Annotated in this window: 17 protein-coding genes and 1 tRNA gene; 12 read left to right on the top strand and 6 right to left on the bottom strand. The window is 69.2% G+C overall.

What is annotated here, in order from left to right:
• The first annotated feature begins 34 nt into the window (after positions 1-34).
• Both JOY29_RS04780 and JOY29_RS04775 read left to right on the top strand, forming a co-directional pair.
• Positions 35-1510, top strand: coding sequence for an AMP-binding protein (locus JOY29_RS04780; RefSeq protein WP_300975048.1), 1476 nt, complete (start codon positions 35-37; stop codon positions 1508-1510).
• The gene (locus JOY29_RS04775) at positions 1507-2898 is read left to right on the top strand and encodes a pyridoxal-dependent decarboxylase, exosortase A system-associated (protein ID WP_300975047.1); all 1392 of its coding nucleotides are present in this window, start codon (positions 1507-1509) and stop codon (positions 2896-2898) included. The genes JOY29_RS04780 and JOY29_RS04775 overlap by 4 nt, the downstream gene beginning before the upstream one ends.
• On the opposite strand, the gene JOY29_RS04770 is transcribed toward JOY29_RS04775, so the two are convergent.
• Positions 2895-3776, bottom strand: a complete 882-nt coding sequence (locus tag JOY29_RS04770) for an alpha/beta hydrolase (protein WP_300975046.1) — start codon at positions 3774-3776, stop codon at positions 2895-2897. The two genes, JOY29_RS04775 and JOY29_RS04770, sit on opposite strands and share 4 nt — an antisense overlap.
• 89 nt (positions 3777-3865) lie before the next feature.
• Between JOY29_RS04770 and radA the strand changes: the two genes are divergently transcribed.
• The 5 genes from radA to JOY29_RS04745 all read left to right on the top strand — a co-directional run bounded on the left by radA (position 3866) and on the right by JOY29_RS04745 (position 9668).
• On the top strand, positions 3866-5227 hold the full coding sequence (gene radA / locus JOY29_RS04765) for a DNA repair protein RadA (RefSeq protein WP_300975045.1): 1362 nt from the start codon (positions 3866-3868) through the stop codon (positions 5225-5227).
• A gap of 138 nt (positions 5228-5365) precedes the next feature.
• Positions 5366-5878, top strand: a complete 513-nt coding sequence (locus JOY29_RS04760) for a CvpA family protein (protein ID WP_300975044.1) — start codon at positions 5366-5368, stop codon at positions 5876-5878.
• Complete coding sequence (gene cysS / locus JOY29_RS04755) at positions 5875-7245, top strand: cysteine--tRNA ligase (protein ID WP_300975043.1); 1371 nt, start codon at positions 5875-5877, stop codon at positions 7243-7245. The genes JOY29_RS04760 and cysS overlap by 4 nt, the downstream gene beginning before the upstream one ends.
• A gap of 172 nt (positions 7246-7417) precedes the next feature.
• On the top strand, positions 7418-7825 hold the full coding sequence (locus JOY29_RS04750) for an iron-sulfur cluster assembly scaffold protein (protein WP_300975042.1): 408 nt from the start codon (positions 7418-7420) through the stop codon (positions 7823-7825).
• Positions 7826-7928: 103 nt separating this feature from the next.
• Positions 7929-9668, top strand: coding sequence for a cation:proton antiporter (locus JOY29_RS04745; RefSeq protein WP_300975041.1), 1740 nt, complete (start codon positions 7929-7931; stop codon positions 9666-9668).
• Here JOY29_RS04745 and JOY29_RS04740 read toward each other — a convergent pair.
• Positions 9665-10735: a 3-dehydroquinate synthase gene (locus tag JOY29_RS04740; RefSeq protein ID WP_300975040.1), complete on the bottom strand. Its 1071-nt coding sequence runs from the start codon at positions 10733-10735 to the stop codon at positions 9665-9667. The two genes, JOY29_RS04745 and JOY29_RS04740, sit on opposite strands and share 4 nt — an antisense overlap.
• Positions 10732-11292, bottom strand: a complete 561-nt coding sequence (locus tag JOY29_RS04735; protein ID WP_300975039.1) for a shikimate kinase — start codon at positions 11290-11292, stop codon at positions 10732-10734. Before JOY29_RS04735 ends, JOY29_RS04740 begins: the two co-directional genes overlap by 4 nt.
• Positions 11293-11341: 49 nt before the next feature.
• On the opposite strand from JOY29_RS04735, the gene JOY29_RS04730 reads away from it, so the two are divergent.
• From JOY29_RS04730 to JOY29_RS04710, 5 genes are all read left to right on the top strand, one after another.
• Positions 11342-11497, top strand: coding sequence for a hypothetical protein (locus JOY29_RS04730; RefSeq protein ID WP_300975038.1), 156 nt, complete (start codon positions 11342-11344; stop codon positions 11495-11497).
• The gene (locus JOY29_RS04725; protein WP_300975037.1) at positions 11481-13286 is read left to right on the top strand and encodes a hypothetical protein; all 1806 of its coding nucleotides are present in this window, start codon (positions 11481-11483) and stop codon (positions 13284-13286) included. The genes JOY29_RS04730 and JOY29_RS04725 overlap by 17 nt, the downstream gene beginning before the upstream one ends.
• 4 nt (positions 13287-13290) lie before the next feature.
• Positions 13291-14169: a tyrosine recombinase gene (locus tag JOY29_RS04720; RefSeq protein WP_300975036.1), complete on the top strand. Its 879-nt coding sequence runs from the start codon at positions 13291-13293 to the stop codon at positions 14167-14169.
• A gap of 55 nt (positions 14170-14224) precedes the next feature.
• Positions 14225-15166 carry an acetyl-CoA carboxylase carboxyltransferase subunit alpha gene (locus JOY29_RS04715; RefSeq protein ID WP_300975035.1) on the top strand — a complete coding sequence of 314 codons (942 nt, stop codon included), beginning with the start codon at positions 14225-14227 and terminating at the stop codon, positions 15164-15166.
• A 53-nt stretch (positions 15167-15219) separates the two neighbouring features.
• Positions 15220-15294, top strand: a tRNA-Val gene (locus tag JOY29_RS04710).
• Here JOY29_RS04710 and JOY29_RS04705 read toward each other — a convergent pair.
• The 3 genes from JOY29_RS04705 to JOY29_RS04695 all read right to left on the bottom strand — a co-directional run bounded on the left by JOY29_RS04705 (position 15273) and on the right by JOY29_RS04695 (position 17958).
• Positions 15273-15407: a hypothetical protein gene (locus JOY29_RS04705; RefSeq protein WP_300975034.1), complete on the bottom strand. Its 135-nt coding sequence runs from the start codon at positions 15405-15407 to the stop codon at positions 15273-15275. The genes JOY29_RS04710 and JOY29_RS04705 overlap by 22 nt on opposite strands.
• 449 nt (positions 15408-15856) lie before the next feature.
• Entirely contained in the window at positions 15857-17473 is a 1617-nt protein-coding gene (locus tag JOY29_RS04700) for an AarF/UbiB family protein (RefSeq protein WP_300975033.1), read from the bottom strand.
• Positions 17470-17958 (bottom strand): MarR family transcriptional regulator, encoded by a 489-nt coding sequence (locus JOY29_RS04695; RefSeq protein WP_300975032.1) that lies wholly within the window; start codon positions 17956-17958, stop codon positions 17470-17472. The genes JOY29_RS04700 and JOY29_RS04695 overlap by 4 nt, the downstream gene beginning before the upstream one ends.
• Between the last annotated feature and the right edge of the window lie 73 nt (positions 17959-18031).

The raw sequence follows: 18031 nt of genomic DNA, 5'->3' as shown, positions 1-18031 counted from the left end.
CAAGGCGCAAGTTAGCGGCCATTTCGGGCCCGCCATGGCTGCTCCCGATCCCCGTCCGAGGCCGCTCGACCATCTTGCCCTGCGTGGCGGGCTGCAAGCGCCGGCGCTGCGGGTCGGCGCGGAGCGCTGGACCTATGCGGCGCTCGACGAGGGGGCCGGGCGAATGGCGCATCGCTTCCTCGCGCTCGGGCTGCGGCCGGGCGACCGCCTAGCCAGCTGGATGGGGAAGACCGCCTTCGCCTGCATCGCGCCGCTTGCCGCCGCCCGCGCCGGGCTGGTGCACGTGCCGATCAATCCGGTGCTTCGCCGAGCGCAGGCCGAGCACATCCTTGCCGACAGCGGCGCGCGGCTCCTCGTGGCGAACCGGGCGCGGCTGGAGACGCTCGAGGAGCGGCCGGAGCAAGCGATCGCGCTGGAGGAGTGGGAGACAGGCAGCGATGCCTTGCCGCCCTCGGCCTGCGAGCCGGAGAGGCTGGCGGCCCTGCTCTATACCTCGGGTTCGACCGGGCGGCCCAAGGGCGTCATGCTCAGCCATGCCAATCTCTGGCTCGGCGCGGTGAGCGTGGCGCATTACCTCGGGCTCGGGGCCGACGACCGCACCCTGTGCGTGCTCCCGCTCGCCTTCGACTATGGCCAGAACCAGTTGCATTCGACCTGGGCCGCGGGCGGGGAGGCGATCGGGTTCGATTATCTCCTGCCGCGCGACGTCGTGCGGGCGGTCGAGCGGACGGGCGCCACCGTGCTCGCCGGCGTGCCGCCGCTGTGGGTGCAGCTCGCCGAGCAGGCGTGGGGCGAAGCAGGGGCGAGCCTCAGGACCCTGACCAACAGTGGCGGGCATATGCCGGAACCGCTGGTGCGGCGGCTGCGCGCGCTGTTCCCGCAGGCGCGGCTTCACCTCATGTACGGTCTCACCGAGGCCTTCCGTTCGGCGAGCCTTGATCCTGCCTTGGTCGACGAGAAGCCGGATTCGGTCGGCACGGCCATTCCGTTCGCCGAGCTGTCGGTACGGCGGGCAGACGGAAGCGTTGCGGCGCCGGACGAGGAGGGCGAGCTGGTGCACGGGGGACCGCTCGTGGCGCAGGGCTATTGGAACGATCCCGAGCGCACGGCGCAGCGCTTCCGTGACGGCCCAGGTGGCAAGGAAGTCTGGTCGGGCGACCGGGCGGCGATCGGCGCCGACCGCCTGCTGCGGATCAGGGGGCGCGACGATGCGATGATCAAGGTGTCGGGACACCGCGTGTCGCCGTCCGAAGTCGAGGAAGCGGCGATCGCGAGCGGTGCGGTGGAGGATTGCGCCGCATTCGGGGTGAAGGACGAACGGCTGGGGCAGCGCATCCTGCTGGTGGCGGTCGCCAGGGGCGAGCATTCGGACGAGCGGCTCAGGGCCTGGTTCGCCGCCGAGCTTCCGGCGCATTTGCGGCCGAGCGAGATACGGTGGATGGAGGCGCTGCCCCTGTCGCCCAATGGCAAGATCGATCGCGCGGCGTTGAGCTTGGAGGTGCGGCCATGAAGGCGATGGGACCGACCCCGACGGACTTTCGGGCGGACGAGGATGGCCACCTGCTGATCGGGCGCGCGCCTGGCATGGTGCGCCGCGCGACCGATCTCGCCGTCGACGCCGGTCCGGTCTTCGCCTACGACTGGTCGGTCGCCAAGGCGCGCATCGACCGCTTCCGCGCCGCCATGCCGGCAGAGGTGGCGCTCCATTATGCGGTGAAGGCCAACCCCTTCGGTCCCCTGCTGCAGAAGTTCGCGGGGGAAGTGGACGGCTTCGACCTCGCCAGCATGGGCGAACTGCAGCGCCTGGAGGAAGCGCTTGGCCGGCACTCCGCCCCCTCCGATCCGCCCGGCCCGTCCAACGCTCCGAGCACTGTCAATCGGTACGGCCCCACCAGCGCCACCCGCTTCGCCTTCCCCGTCAGCTTCGCCGGGCCCGGCAAACGCGACGAAGAGCTGCGGTACGGACTTGAAAGGCGAATCACCTTTCAAGTCGAGAGTGAAGCTGAGTTGGAACGCTTGCTGAGGGTGTCAGCGGCAGCGGGAGGGTCGGCTGCGGCCGGGGCTGCGGCTGCGGCTTCCCCTGTGGTCTTGGGAGGTAGTGAAATTGCGGCACGGCGGCCGCGGGTGGCGGTGCGGGTGAACCCGCCGTTCGGGCTCAAGGGCTCGGGCATGAAGATGGGCGGACTGGCGAGCCAGTTCGGGGTGGACCACGAGCTCGTGCCGGGCCTGGTGCGGCGGATCGTCGAAGCCGGGGCGGAATGGCGCGGGCTGCATGTCTATGCGGGCTCGCAGTCGCTGAGCGCCGAAGCCTTGATCGAGATGCAGCGGGCGACGGTGGCGCTCGCCGGCGAGATTGCCGAGGAGCTGGGCCTCACGCCACCGGAAGTGAACCTCGGCGGCGGGTTCGGGATTCCCTATTTCCCGGGCGACCGGCCGCTCGACGTCGCGGCGGTGGGCGCAGCGCTCGAGGAGACTTTGGCGGAGCGGTCGGCGATCCTGCGCGACACCAACTTCATCGTCGAGCTCGGCCGATGGCTGGTCGGCGAATGCGGGGTCTATCTGACGCGGGTGGTCGACCGGAAGGTCAGCCGCGGCAAGACCTTCCTCGTGGTCGACGGCGGGCTCCACCACATGCTGGCGGCGAGCGGGAACTTTGGCCAGCTGCTTCGGCGCAATTACCCGGTGGCGGTGGCCAACCGCTTCGGTGCCGAGCCGGAAGAGGAAGTGACCATCGTCGGCTGCCTCTGCACCCCGCTCGACCTGCTGGCCGACGAGGTCATGCTGCCCCGGGCCGAGGTGGGCGACGTGATCGCCATCTTCTGCGCCGGGGCCTACGGCCTCACCGCGAGCCCCCAGGCATTCCTGAGCCAGGGGGCCGCGCGGGAGGTTCTGGTCTAGCTGTTCAGCGGGATGGCGCTGGCGCTGGTGTCGGCGCTGGTGCCGCGCGTCTCGCGGGTGAGGAATTCCGTCACGTCGCGGCAGAAGCGCTCCTTGTCGGTCTCGAAGATGCCGTGCGGGCTGCCGTCATATTCGATCAGCGTCGCATGCGGCAGCGCCTCGGCGACCTTTCGGCCGGTGCCCTCGATCGGGACGTTCTGGTCGCTGGTGCCGTGGAGGATCAGCGTCGGAACGCCTTCGAAAGCGGGCAGGTCGGGACGGAAGTCGGTCATCGCCCAGGCTTCGGCCGCGGCATAGGTCGGGCGGGCACCGGCCTGAATCGCCTGGTGGAAGCCGGCGTCGATCACCCCTTCGCTGACCGGACGGGACAAGACGCCCCAGCCGTAGAACTGGTGAAGGAAGGTCTTGAGGAAGCCGGCCCGGTCGGTCTTCATCTCGGCCGTGATCTGGTCGAGCTTCGACTGGGGCACGCCGTCCGGCCAGTCGTCGCTCTGCGCCACCTTGGGCACCACTGAGCTCGCCAGCACCGCCGCGCTGACCCGGCCCTTGCCCTGCTTGGAGAGGAAGCGCGCGACCTCGCCGCCGCCCATCGAGAAGCCGACCAGCGCCACCGGCTGGTTGATGTCCGCCTCCTCGAGGATAGCGGCGACGTCGTCGGCGAACGTGTCATAGTCATAACCGGTCCACGGCTGGTCGGACCGGCCGAAGCCGCGGCGATCGGGGATGATGCAGCGCTTGCCGGCGTCCACCAGCTTGATCGCGAGATCGTCGAACGTGTCGCCCGTCAGCGGCCAGCCGTGAAGCAGCACGACGGGGTCGCCCTGGCCCCAGTCCTTGTAATAGAGCATCGTGCCATCCTTACCTTTGGCATAGGGCATAAGTCTTCTCCTGCTGGGTTGCGGATCGTTAACGGATCAGATCGCCGCCCGTTGCCTGCGCCGGGACTGATCTTTAGGCCGGGCCGGCGATGGCCAAGTTGAAAGCTCGATACGTCTGCCAGGCCTGCGGGTCGGTCCAGCCCCGCTGGCAGGGGCAATGCCCCGACTGCGCCGAATGGAACACGCTGGTGCAGGAGAGCGCGGCGCCGACCGTGTTCAGCCAGAAGCACGACCTGCAGAGCGGCGGGCGGGCGATCGAGCTGGTCGGGCTCGATGCCGAGGTCGCGCTGCCGGTGCGCATTTCGACCGGCATCGCCGAGTTCGACCGGGCGGTCGGCGGCGGGCTGGTGCCGGGCTCGGCGATGCTGCTGGCGGGCGATCCGGGGATCGGCAAGTCGACCCTGCTGCTGCAGGTGGCGGCGGCGGTCGCCGCGGCCGGCAAGGGCGCGGTCTATGTGTCGGGCGAGGAAGCGGTCGACCAGGTCCGGCTGCGCGCGCTCCGGCTCGGTCTCGGCGCGGCGCCGGTACGGCTGGCGAGCGTCACCAGCGTGCGCGACATCCTCACCACCCTCCAGGCCGAGAGCCCGCCGGCGCTGCTGGTGATCGACAGCGTCCAGACCATGCATTCGGACCTGATCGAGGGCGCCCCGGGAACGGTCAGCCAGGTCCGCGCCAGCACGCAGGAGCTGATCCGCTTCGCCAAGGAGCGCGGCACGGCGCTGATCCTCGTCGGCCACGTCACCAAGGACGGCTCGATCGCCGGCCCGCGCGTGCTCGAGCATATGGTCGACGCCGTGCTCGGCTTCGAGGGCGAGCGCAGCCACCAGTATCGCATCCTCCGCGCGGTCAAGAACCGCTTCGGCGGGACCGACGAGATCGGCGTCTTCGCGATGGAGGGCGCGGGTCTTGCCGAGGTGCCGAACCCGAGCGCCCTGTTCCTCACCCGCCGCGATGATCCGGTCAGCGGCACCGCCATCTTCCCCGCGCTCGAGGGCACGCGCCCGGTGCTGGTCGAAATCCAGGCGCTGACCGTCCGGCTGGCGAGCGGGGCGACCCCGCGGCGCTCGGCGGTCGGCTGGGACAGCTCGCGCCTCGCCATGCTGCTGGCGGTGCTGGAGGCGCGCTGCGGGGTCAGCTTCGCCACCGCCGAAGTTTATCTCAATGTCGCCGGCGGCTACAAATTGCAGGATCCCGCGGCCGACCTGGCCGTGGCGGCGGCACTGGTCTCGGCGCTGAGCGAACGGCCGGTGCCGGCCGAAGCGGTGGTGCTCGGCGAAGTCGCGCTGTCGGGCGAGGTCCGTCCGGCCGCCCATACGGCGCTGCGCCTCAAGGAAGCGGCCAAGCTCGGCTTCGAGCAGGCATGGGTGCCGGGCGGGGTCGAGGCCAGCGGCATCCAGGTCGCGCGCTTCGGCCAGCTGCGCGGGCTGGTCGAGAAGGTGATGGGGCGGTGAATGATTCCCCTCCCGCTTGCGGGAGGGGCTAGCGGAGGGCCTGTCCTCCCTTTCAAGCGACAGGCCCTCCCCCGACTCCTCCCGCAAGCGGGAGGGGAGTTGCGGTGGCACCGGCCTCACCCTATCCCGCACCGCACCATGACCGCGCTCGACACCTTCGTCCTCCTCGCCCTCGGCGGCGGTGCGCTGGTCGGGTTCGTGCGCGGCTTTGTGCAGGAAGCTTTGGTGCTGGCGGCCTGGGCAGCGGGGGTGGTCGTGCTGATCCTCTTCCATGCGCCGGTCGCCGAAGCGGTCAGCGGCGTGGCGAAGGGCCCGACGGGCGCCGCGGCGCTCGCCTTCATCATCCTCTTCCTGCCCGCCTATCTCGGCATCCGCTTCCTTGCCTACCGCTTCGGCAAGCAGGCGCGCGCCTCGGCCCTCGGCCCGCTCGACCGGCTGCTCGGCGGCGGGTTCGGGATGCTCAAGGGCCTGATCGGCGCGACCCTCTTCTTCCTGCTCGCCAACCTCGGCACCGACCTCGTCTATGGCGCCCGCGCCGAGCGGCCGGAGTGGATGCGCGAGAGCCGGACCTTTCCCCTGCTCGACGCCAGCGGCCGCGCCCTGCTCGCCACCTGGAACGAGACCCGCCTCAAGCGAAACGACGAGCCATGATCCACCTTTACGACACCGCCGCGCGCGAGAAGCGCGCCTTCGAGCCCGCCGACCCCGGCCGCATCACCATGTATGTGTGCGGACCGACCGTCTATGGCCGCGCCCATATCGGCAACATGCGCCCGGCAGTGGTGTTCGACACGCTCGCCCGGCTGATCCGCCATAGCTACGGCGAGGACAGCCTCGTCTATGCCCGCAACGTCACTGACGTCGACGACAAGATCATGGCCGCCGCCGATGCGGAAGGGGTGCCGACCTCGGTCATCACCGAGCGCTACGAGCGCTTCTATCTCGAGGATACCGGCGCGCTCGGCGTCCGGCCGCCGACCATCGCGCCCCACGCCACCGCCGAGATCGCGCCGATGATCGCGATGATCGAGGCGCTGATCGACAAGGGCCATGCCTATGCGGCGGAAGGCCATGTGCTGTTCGATGTCGCCTCCGATCTCGATTATGGCGCGCTGTCGCGGCGGGACCGGGAAGCTATGCTCGCCGGTGCCCGGGTCGAGGTCGCGCCCTACAAGAAGGCGCCGGGCGATTTCGTGCTGTGGAAGCCCTCGGCGGAAGGCCAGGTCGGCTGGGACAGTCCCTGGGGCCGCGGCCGGCCGGGCTGGCACATCGAATGCTCGGCGATGATCCGGCGCCACCTTGGCGAGACCATCGACATTCACGGCGGCGGCATCGACCTCGTCTTCCCGCATCACGAGAATGAGGCGGCGCAATCGCGCTGCGCCCACGGCGGCAAGCCGCTTGCGCGCTACTGGCTGCACAACGGCTTCGTCGATTTCGGCGCCGAGAAGATGAGCAAGAGCCTCGGCAACGTGGTGACGCCGGAGGAGCTGCTCGGCGCCGGTCACAAGGGCGAGGTGCTGCGGCTGGCCCTGCTCAGCGCCCACTACCGCTCGCCGCTGCCATGGACGGAAGCGCTGATCCAGCAGAGCAAGGCGACGCTGGACAGGTGGTATAGAGCCAAGCTGCTCCTTGAAGGTCACGGCACCGAGTTTCCAGAGCCACAGACTGACTTCCTCGAAACACTCGGCGATGACTTAAACACCCCCGCAGCAATAGCCAAAATCAACGCAGGCCTTGACGGCGTGCTCCACTTATTCGGGGCTCCTGGCCGTATGGAGAGCCCTGCCGCAGCTGCTGCAATCTCGGCAGCAAAGTTGCTGGGCCTGCTTCAGCAAACTGGTGAGCAATGGTTCCGCGGCGATGGCGACGCGCGCATCGACGGCCTTGTCGAGGCCCGAACCGCCGCCAAGAAGGCGCGCGACTTCGCCGAGGCCGACCGCATCCGCGACGAACTCAAGGCCGAAGGCATCCTGCTCGAGGACGGACCGCAGGGGACGACGTGGCGACGGGCGTGACGCCTGGCTTGCCTTTTCGAACCAGATGGGCTAAAGGCTTGGCGCAGCCCAGCGGCGGTCCCATGTCCATTCGTGAAGCCCTCCTCGCTCCTCGTCCGTCCCGCGGGGCAACGGGCCCTGGCGCGAAACTGGACGAAGTGGACGCTATGCCTTTTTTCCGTCTGCCCGGCGCATGACCCGCGAGCCGCCCTACACGCTCGACATCCTCCGGCTGGCCGCATCGCTGCCGGTGGAGACGAGCGTCGCGGGCGCCACCCATGCCGGCGAGGCGCGGTCGGTGACGTGCGGATCGACCATCCGCGCCGAGCTGCGCACCGCAGACGGGCGGATCGAGGCGCTTGCGCAGAAGGTCACCGCCTGCGCCTACGGCCAGGCGAGCGCGGCGCTGGTGCAGGGCTGGGCGCCCGGACGGCTTCGGGCGGAAGTGATCGTCATGCGGGCGGCGCTGAAGGCGTGGCTGGAGGGCAGGGGCGAGCTGCCGGAGACGCTCGCCGCGCTGGCGCCGGTGCAGGGACGGACCGGGCGGCACGGCGCGGCGCTGCTCCCGTTCGATGCCTTGCTGAAGGCGCTGGACTCGTGAGGCCATTTGCTCCCCTTCGAATGCAGGGGCCCGGTTGTTCTTGTCGGCGTCCCACGGAAGATGGCACCGGTCTTCTGCCTTCGCGGGAGAGCAGGGGAGCAGCATGAACGACTTCCTCACCTGGATGACCGTCCTCCTCGGCGCAGCCTTGCTGTTCGTCGGTCTGTTCCGCCGCCTGGGGCTCGGTGCGACCCTCGGCTATATCGTGGGCGGCGTGGTGGTCGGGCCGTCGGTGCTCAACCTGTCGGGCGACGCGGCGGCGATCAACCGGGTGAGCGAGATCGGCATCGCCCTCTTGCTGTTCCTCGTCGGCCTCGAGCTGCAGCCCGCGCGGCTGTGGCGGATGAAAAAGGAGATCTTCGGCCTCGGCCTCGCGCAATTGCTTGCCGCCGGCGCGGTGCTGTCGGTGCTGGTGAAGCTGGTGCTCGGCCTCGCCTGGGGGCCGGCGCTGGCGATCGGGCTTGCGCTCGGCCTGTCGTCGACCGCGCAGGTGCTGCCGATGCTGCGTTCGACCGGTGAGATGAACAGCCCGCATGGCGAGCGGGCCTTTTCCATCCTGCTGCTTCAGGATCTGGCGCTGATCCCGCTCATCACGCTGACGGCGGCGCTGAGCGTCGGCGGCGATCCGGACAGTCCGTCCGGGCTGGAGATGACCGGCCTCACGATCGCGGCGGTGATCGGGCTGGTGCTCGCCGGCCGCTTCCTCATTGCGCCGCTCTACACGCTGATCGGCCGCCTCGGCGAGCGCGAGCTGTTCGTGGTCGCCGGCCTGCTGACGGTGATCGGCGCGGCGGCGCTGATGCATGCGCTCCACCTGTCGGTCGCGCTCGGTGCCTTCGTCGCCGGCGTGATGCTCGCGGAGAGTCCCTATCGGCACGAGCTGGAAAGCGACATCGAGCCCTTCCGCTCGATCCTGCTGGGCCTCTTCTTCATGTCGGTCGGCATGCTGCTCGACCTGCGCGTGATCGCCGCCCAGCCCCTGCTGGTCATCGGCCTTGCGGCGGCGGTGATCGCGCTCAAGGCGGGCGTGCTCTACCCCATCGCCCGCGCTTTCGGCAGCGTGCCCGGGCGGGCGGCGACGCTGTCCCTGCTCTTGTCCCAGGCAGGCGAGTTCGGCTTCGTCCTGTTCGCCAGCGCCGCCGCCGGGCGGCTGATCACGCTCGAGCAGGCAAGCCTGCTTGGCGCCGTCGTCACCGCCTCGATGGTGGCGACGCCCTTCCTCATGCGCTTCATCGGCTGGCTCCAGGCGCGCCAGCCGGAGAAGCACGTCGACCTCGAAGGGCCGGAATTCAGCCCCGCGACCAATGTCATCGTCGTCGGCTACGGCCGCTTCGGGCAGACCGTCGCGCAGATGCTCATGGCCAAGCGCATTCCGGTGACCCTGATCGACCTGAAGCCGAGCCAGATCGAGCTGTCGGGCCAGTTCGGGACCAAGGTCTATTATGGCGACGGAACGCGGATCGACCTGCTCCGGACGGCGGGCGCGGCCGAGGCCGAGGGCATCTTCTTCTGCCACGACGACGCCGACTTCGGCCGTGACCAGCTGGAGACGATCGTCGAGGCCTTTCCGAAGGCGCGGGTGATGGTGCGGGTGTTCGATCGCCGCCAGGCGATGGCGCTCGAAGGCCTCGACGTCGTGCTGCTGCAGCGCGAGGTGTTCGACAGCGCGGTGGCGATGGGCCGCGCGGCGCTGGCGACCCTTGGCATCGCCGAGCGCGAGGTGGCGCGGGTCGAACGCGAATATCGCGAGCGGGACCACGAACGCTTCCGGCTGCAGACCGAGTCCGGCGACCTCCGGAGCGGAATGGATCGCAGCTTCGCCCAGGCGCCGCTGGAGGACTAGGCGGCGCGATCGAGAAAGGCGGCGAGCACCTGCTCCTCTACTCCCTCGCTGAGGAAAGCGTCGCCGATGCCGCGGGTGAGGACGAGGCGGAGCGCTCCCCCGTCGTTCTTCTTGTCGGCCCTCATCAGCGGCAGGAGCGCGGCGCGGTCGACCCCGGTCTCGGCGATGGTGGTCGGGAGGCCGATGTCCGCCAGGTGCCTGCGCACCCGTCTTGCCTCGTCGTGCGAGCAGAGGCCGAGCTCGGCGGAAAGGTCGAATGCGAGGATCATGCCGATCCCGACCGCCTCGCCGTGGAGGATGGTGCCGAGGCCGGCGGCGCTTTCCAGCGCATGGGCGAAGGTGTGGCCGAAGTTGAGCAGCGCCCGGGCGCCATTGCGGTCGGTGACGTCGGCTTCCACCGTTCGGGCCTTGGCCGCAACGCTCTGCCAGATGGCCTCCTCGCGATATTCCCGCTGCCCGGCGATCAGCGCCGACCCATGCCCCTCCAGCCAGCCGAACAAGGCCTCGTGGCGGATCAGGCCATATTTGACGACTTCGGCATAGCCGGCGCGAAGCTGGCGGGGGTCGAGCGTGTCGAGCAAGGTCACGTCGGCGATCACCAGGCGCGGCTGGTGGAACATGCCGACGAGATTCTTCTGCCCGAGCGCGTCGATCGCCGTCTTGCCGCCGACCGCGCTGTCCGCCTGGGCGAGCAGCGTGGTAGGGATGTGGACGAGCGGGAGCCCGCGCTTGAACAGGCCGGTGGCAAGTCCGGCGAGATCGCCGACCGATCCGCCGCCAAATGCCGCCACGGCCGCCGAGCGGTCGAGGTTGCGCTCGGCGAAGGCGCCGATCAGCGCCTGCAGGTGCGGCCAGTCCTTGGCCTCCTCGCCTTCGGGAACGAGGACCGGGTCGCAGGGCAGCAGGGCCTGGAGGCGCGCGCCATGGATGCCCCACACCTTGGGCTCGGTGACCACGGTCAGCGGTCGCCCCGCGGCGAGGGGCAGGAGGCGGCTTCGGCAATCCTCAAGGCGGCCGACGAGCACGTCATAGCGTTCGTCCCCGGCTTCGACGGTAAGGTTCTTCACACTTGCTCCTGAAGGTGGCGTTCGAGCGCGGCGACGATCTTCTCGACTACCTCATGGTGCGCGCCGCCTTCGCTCATGATGCGGATATGGGCCTCGGCATAGGACGGTCGGCGTTCGTCGATCAGGCGGGCGAGAGTCTCGGCCCGGCTGCCGTTGGCGAGCATCGGGCGGGTCTCCGGCCGGCGCGCGGTGCGCTCGGCGAGGAGGTCGACCGAGGCGTCGAGCCAGATGGTGATGCACTTGTCGTTGAGGAGGCGACGGGTGGCCGGATCGACGAAGGCGCCGCCGCCGGTGGCGATCACCCGCACCGGTCCCCCGGCGAGCCGCGCCACCACCCGCCGCTCGCCGTCGCGAAAATCGCGCTCGCCGAAGCGGCGGAAGACTTCGCCGGCGCTGAGACCGGCCGCATCCTCGATCTCGCTGTCGCTGTCGACGAACGGAAGTCCGAGTCGGCGGGCGAGGCGGCGGCCGACCGTCGACTTGCCCGCGCCCATGAGTCCGACCAGCACCAGGGGGCGGTCGAGCTTGCCATCGAAGGGGAGAGGACGCCTGGCCATGACCAGCAGGGCTATACAGCGTGGCTCTCAGTCGGCAAAAGCCCGCCTCATGGCGATACGTAGGCGTCCCCCGCACCCGGCGCGCGGGCTCATCATCTGGTTGGTCATCCTTGCCTTGGCCGTGGCGCTCGCCATCTGGCTGGCCGGCAGCGCGAAGGAAGTACCGACCCGGCCGATCGAGGTGGACGTTGCCCGCCCGGCCTAAGCGGGCACTGCTGGTCGGGGCGGCGCTCGCCGGACTGGCGCTGCCGGCGCTTGCGCTGGCGCAGGAGAGCCTGCTTCCGCCCGGCTTCAACGAAACGGCACCGCCGCCCGAACAGACGACTCCGCGCGGGCAGTCGCCCGACAGCAGCGCTGCCGAGGCGAACCGGGCCGAGCGCCAGGGCCGCGGCGAAAGCTCGTCGGTGGTCGAGACCGAGAGCTTGACCGAAGAGGATCTGGCCGAGATTCCGGCCCCCTTGCCACCGGTCGAGATCCCGGACGATTCCCGGCGCGACCCGCGACTGGTCGGAGCGATCGATCCCGCCGCATGGGGGCTCGGGGCCGAGCCCTGGGGGCGGGCGCACGGCGGCTTCCTGTCCGGGCTGATGCGCCGGCTCGACACGCCGATCCCCAATCGCTGGCTGCACATCGGCCTGCGCAATGCCTTGCTGGCGCGAAGCCCGGCACCGCCAGAGGTCAATCCGGTCGACTGGGTTGCCGAGCGGGCGTGGCTGCTGCTGCGCATGGGCGAGGCCGATGCGGCGGCGATGCTCGTCGCTGGCGTGGACGTTGCCGATTTTTCGCCGAAGCTCACCCAGGTGGCGGTGCAGAGCGCCCTCGCCAGCGCCGACCCCGGCGCGCTCTGCCCGCTGCGCGAGAAGATGCAGCGGGTCGAGGGCAAGGTGCTGCCGCTGGTGGACGCCATGTGCGCCGGCCTTGCAGGTGAGGCGACCAGTGCCGCGAGCCGGATCGAGCAGGCGCGGCGGCGCGGTCCGATTACCGGCATCGACCATGTGCTCGCCGACAAGGTGGTCGGCGCAGGGGCCGATACCGGGCGTGCCGTGACGGTAGAATGGGACAAGGTCGAGGGGCTCACCGCCTGGCGCTTCGGCCTGTCGGCGGCGACCGGCATGGTCCCGCCCGAAAATCTCGTGAACCGCGCCCCGCTGCGGCTGCGGGCCTGGCAGGCACGGGCGCCGATGCTGAGCCCCGAGCAGAGGCTCGCCTCGGCGCGGATCGCGACCGGGCTTGGCGTCTTTTCTTCGGCCGCGCTGACCGATCTTTACGCGGCGATGTACGATGCCACCGATCCGTCGGACCTCGCCGAAACCGATGCCTGGCAGCTTCGCCTCGCCTTTGCCGCGCGCGACGAGGCCGAGCGGATCGAGGCCATGCGGCGCCTGTGGGGAGAGGGGAACGATCCCATCCAGAAGCTGGCGAGCGAGGCCATGCTGTCGCTCGCCGCGGCCCGGGTGCGGCCCAATGCGGCGCTCGGATCCGATGTCCCGAGGCTGATCGCTTCCCTGCTTGCCGGTGGGCGCGACCAGGCGGCGGCACGCTGGGCGGCCGCGGTCGGCGAACTTGGCGACGACAAGGCGGGCGATGAGTCCTGGGCGCTGCTGGCACTCGGCACCGACGCCAACGTCGACCTGTCGGAAGATCGCATCGACGACTTCATCGGCCGCGACACGAGTGCTGGAAAGGCGCGATCGAAGCTGCTGGTGGCGGGCCTTGCTGGGGTCGGCCGGATCAGTTCGGAAGCCGCGACCAACCTCAACCGCGAATACGGCTTCGGACTGGGCCGCGAAAATAGCTGGACCCGGCTGATGAACGAGGCTGGCGAGCGCGGGCAGGCGGGTAGCGTGATGCTGCTGGCAGCAGTCGGCATGCAGGCGCGCGATCCCGTTCGCATCCCGGCCTCTCACCTCTTCCGCTCGCTTCGCGCCATGCGGGGCGCCGGGCTCGACCATCAGGCGCGCATGATCGCCGCCGAGATGCTCGCCCGAACCTGATTCCATGAGGGCGGAGGATCGGGCCCTCGTCGACCGGTTCGCCGATGCGCTCGCGGCCGAGCAGGGCGCCGCGCGCAACACCTTGCTCGCTTACCGCAGCGACCTTGCGTCCGCCGCCGACGTAATGGGCGTGCTTGGCGACGCCAGGGCGGAGGAGATCGGCAAGCTGGCCGGCGCCTGGGCGGAGCTCAGTCCGGCGACCCTGGCCCGGCGCTCGGCGGCGCTTCGGCGCTTTTACGGCTTCCTGGTCGACGAGGGGCTGCGGCGCGACGACCCGTCCGGCTCGCTGCCAAGGCCGCGGACAGTCCGCCCTCTCCCGCGCATCCTCGAGCCAAGCGAAGTCGATGCCATGTTCGCCGAGGCCGAGGCGCGGGCGGCGAGCGGGGAGCCGCTTCGGCTGCGCAACCTTGCACTCCTCGAACTGCTCTACGGCTCGGGCCTCCGGGCGACCGAGCTGGTCAGCCTGCCGTTTCGCGCGCTGGCTCGGCCCGAGCCCTTCCTCATCCTCGCCGGCAAGGGCGGCAAGGAACGGCTGGTGCCCATTTCCGACCGCGCCCGGACGGCGGTCGCGCGCTGGCGGGAGACCATGCCGAAAAGCGGCACCTGGCTGTTCCCCGGCGGCAAGGCGCACATCAGCCGGGTGCGACTGTTCCAGCTCGTGCGCGCCATGGCCGCCGAGGCGGGAATCGCGCCCGAACGGGTCAGTCCGCACGTCCTTCGTCACGCCTTTGCGACGCACCTGCTGGCGAACGGCGCCGACCTGCGCGTCCTCCAGGCACTGCTCGGCCACGCCGACATTGCCACCACGCAGATCTACACCCATGTCGACGCCAGCAGGCTGGTCGAACTGGTCAACCGGGTCCACCCGCTCGCGCGGCGCTGAAGCAGCAGCAGCAATGCTTGCCAAGGCCGCGCGCCGGGCCTAGCCGCCAGCCGGTATGCGGACCTATCTCGATTTCGAAAAGCCGATCGCCGAACTGGAAGCGCGCGTTGCCGAGCTGAAGGACACGGCGCGCGGAGGGGACATCGATCTCGACCCCGAGATCGAGCGGCTGGAAGGCAAGAGCGAACGGCTGCTCAGGGAAACCTACGGGCGCCTGACGCCGTGGCAGAAGACGCAGGTCGCGCGCCATGCGGAGCGACCGCACTTCCGCGACTATGTGGCGGGGCTGACGGACGAGTTCGTGCCGCTGGCCGGCGACCGCGCCTTTGCCGACGACCAGGCGATCATCGGCGGCCTTGCCCGCATCGACGGGCGCAAGGTCATGCTGATCGGCCATGAGAAAGGGGCCGACACGCAGAGCCGCCTCAAGCACAATTTCGGCATGGCCAAGCCCGAGGGCTATCGCAAGGCGATCCGGCTGATGGACCTTGCCGACCGCTTTGGTTTGCCGCTGGTCACTCTGGTCGACACGCCGGGTGCCTTTCCGGGCGTCCAGGCGGAGGAAAGGGGCCAGGCCGAGGCCATCGCGCGGGCGACCGAGCGCGGCCTGGGGCTGAAGGTGCCCTCGGTCGCCGCGATCGTCGGCGAGGGCGGCTCGGGCGGGGCAGTCGCCATCGCCGCCGCGAACCGCGTGCTGATGTTCGAGCATGCCGTCTATTCGGTGATCAGCCCCGAGGGCTGCGCCTCCATCCTGTGGCGCACCGCCGACAAGGCGGCAGATGCTGCAGAGGCGATGAAGGTCACTGCCGCCGACCTCCTCTCGCTCCACGTCATCGACCGGATCGTGCCCGAACCGCTCGGCGGCGCCCACCGGAATGCGCCGGAAGCCATCGCCAATCTCAAGCAGGCGATCGTCGAGGAACTCGATACGCTGGGCGCGCTGTCGCCCGAAGCCTTGCGCAAAGCGCGCCGCGAGAAATTTCTCGCCATCGGCTGACCCGAAACGCCTTGCACCCTCGGCAAGGCGCGGCTAGAGGCCCGTTCCAGCGTGGGCGTGTAGCTCAGTGGTAGAGCACTGTGTTGACATCGCAGGGGTCGCAAGTTCAATCCTTGCCACGCCCACCATCATAAGCCTCGGAAAACCAAGCGGTTTTCTGGGGCTTTTTCTTTACCCGGACGGTGGGATGAGGGGATGTCCGGGTGAAATCCGGGTGTACGCCCTTGATGGTCGCGAACATCGTGAGGACGCGCAGCCTAGATAAGCCGTTGATGCATGCGATCAGGCTCGGACAGTGCCTCCTTCGAGGACATTGATGGATTGCTGGCCCTTGTGCGTGGCGGCAGGAAAGACCCACTCTCGGCCGTTCAGCCCTGCACCGAGGCTGCCGGACAGAGGACGGTCGTTCAGGTAAGGCGAACGCCCGCATCTGGCCGACAGAAGACCGTCTGCTTATGAGGAGCTAGCAGTCACATGCGGACGCTTACTGCGCTTGCTGCCGCTTGGCGAAGACGGAGTCCATAAGCCTGCACTGACTCGAAACCGTTATCGCTGCCAGTGCTTGGGCTTGCGGGCGATTGCGAGAGCGGTCCTAGCAAAATCATCGTGCCTAAATAGCACATGCGGAGTTGCTCGAAATGAGTGCTGGCAGAAACTACGTTGAGCACGCCCCGCTGCGCCCGCGCGTCCTTACGACTTGCGCACGCGCCCGAAGACGAGCAGGCCGACTGCCAGGCTACCGCTTACCAAGCCCAGCAGCGGTTCGGTTCCTGCCAGAATGGCTCCGGCGACGATCAAGGCGGCGGGCAGCAGTTGGGGATCGGACCGCACGTGCGAGGAGCGTCGCTGACCAAGCTGTTCGATCGTTTGCGGATTGAGGCTGACCGGCAGACTGCCGGTGCGGGCCACCTTCTCCACCTGTCCGATAAGCTCGGGCGCGCTGAGCGCCGCCCGGCCGAGCGCGGCCGCCAGCTTGCGCCCCTCCCTGGCTAGCCGGGCGGGGCTGGTGCGCTGGCTCACCAATTGGCGGGCGATCGGCGCCAGCTCGCCACCAATGTCGAAGGCTGGGTCGATACGACGGACGAAGCCCTCGGCGGTGAGCAGGGTCCGAAGCACAAGCGCAAGGTCGGGCGGAAGCGCCAGTTCGAAGCCCCTCAGCAGGCCGAACACCTGGTTGAAGATGCGGGCGAGGTCGACCTGCTCCAGAACCACGTTGCGAAATTCGTCGATCAGCGCCGCCAGCTCGAATTCCAGCCGGATGCGGTCGACCGGCGGATCGCCGGCCCAGACCATCAGCACGTCGACCACTCCGGCCGGATCGTCGGCCGCGATGGCGAGGGCCAGCCGGACCAGTTCTTCCCGCCGGCGGGGAAGCAGGGTGCCGACCGCTCCGAAGTCGATGAACCCGATGCTTCCGTCCGGAAATATCAGCACATTGCCGGGGTGCGGGTCGGCATGGAACTGACCGTTGAAGATGATCATCCGAAGCACGGCTTGGGCGTAGGTGCGGGCGACTTTTGTGAGGTCGATTCCCCGCTCTCGCGCGGTGGCAAGGTCGGTGGCGGGGATCGCCTCCAGCCGTTCCTGGACGTTGACCCGACGCCCGGTCAGCTCCCACTCGAACCGCGCCGTCCGCACTCCGAGGCCGGCGAGGAAGGCGCCGATCGAATCGCTTGCCCGGCCTTCGGCGGACAGGTCCATTTCCCGGTCGAGGCTTTCGGCGAAATAGCGCAGCAGTTCGTCCGGCTTCATCCGGGCGATTTCGGGAACGCGCTTCTCGGCGGTGCGCGCCAGGCGGCGGAGCAGCCGCAGGTCGGCATCGACCGTTCGCTCAATCCCCGGCCGGCGGACCTTGACGATCACGCGCTCTCCAGACGGCAGGGTGGCCGCGTGGACCTGGGCGATCGAGGCGGCCGCGATCGGTTCGTGGTCGAAGCTTGCGAAATAGCTGTCGAGTGGCCCACCGATCGCCTCCTCGACCGCAGGCCGGACGCGGTCGAAAGGCAGGGCCAGGACCCGGTCCTGAAGGGTGGACAGCGCCCGGATCCAGTCTGGACCGAGAAGATCGCTGCGCATCGCCAGGATCTGGCCGAATTTCACCGCCACCGGACCGAGGTCGCGAAGCACGGCGACCACCGCTTCAGGGCGGGCTGTTTCCATCTCCTCGTCGCGAGCACCGCCCAAGCCGAGACGGGATGCCAAGCCTCTCAGCCCGTGCCGTCCGAAGATCCCGACGATCTGGCCGAAACGCTCCCGTTCGCCGATCGCCCGGCTGATACTGGTCTCGGAGGGAGTTCGCTCGTTCATTCTCGCTCCCTGCCCGACCCTACGCAATCGCTGGCGCGTGTGAGCTCGGCTTCCACGGCTTCGATCCGCTGAGACAGCTTGCACAAGGCGGCATCCAGTCCGGCCAGTTCGGACTGTTCCAGCGTTCCCACGGTTTCGGCGAGCAGGCGCTCATATTCCGGCTGGGCTCGGTCGAGCACCTCGCGTCCGGCAGGGGTCAATTCCACCAGCTTGACCCGGCGGTCTTCGGGAATAACTCGGCGTCTTAAATGTCCTGCCGCTTCGAGCGCATCTATCGCCTCGGTGACGGTGCGCGGCGCATGACCGAAGAAGGATGCAATGTCGGTGGAACGCTTGGGTCCGTCGGCAACGTAGGCGAGCAGCCGCACCCGCGCGACCGACGCCTCCGATCCGGCGAGACAGCGATCCAGCATCCGCTGCAGCCGCAGGTAGGTCCAGGCGAGCTGCTTCGAGATTTCGATAATGGGGCGATGCTGAGGTGCCATATGAAATGGTATTGCGGCAGAATGGAGTTTGGTGCAATGCGCGGCTTCAAACGAACGAGTCTTGATCGAGGAC

The sequence above is a fragment of the Sphingomonas sp. LHG3406-1 genome, from assembly GCF_029637485.1.
GTDB lineage: Bacteria > Pseudomonadota > Alphaproteobacteria > Sphingomonadales > Sphingomonadaceae > Sphingomicrobium.
The sequence above is the reverse complement of the archived record's forward strand: the minus strand, read 5'-3'. Positions and strand labels throughout refer to the sequence as shown.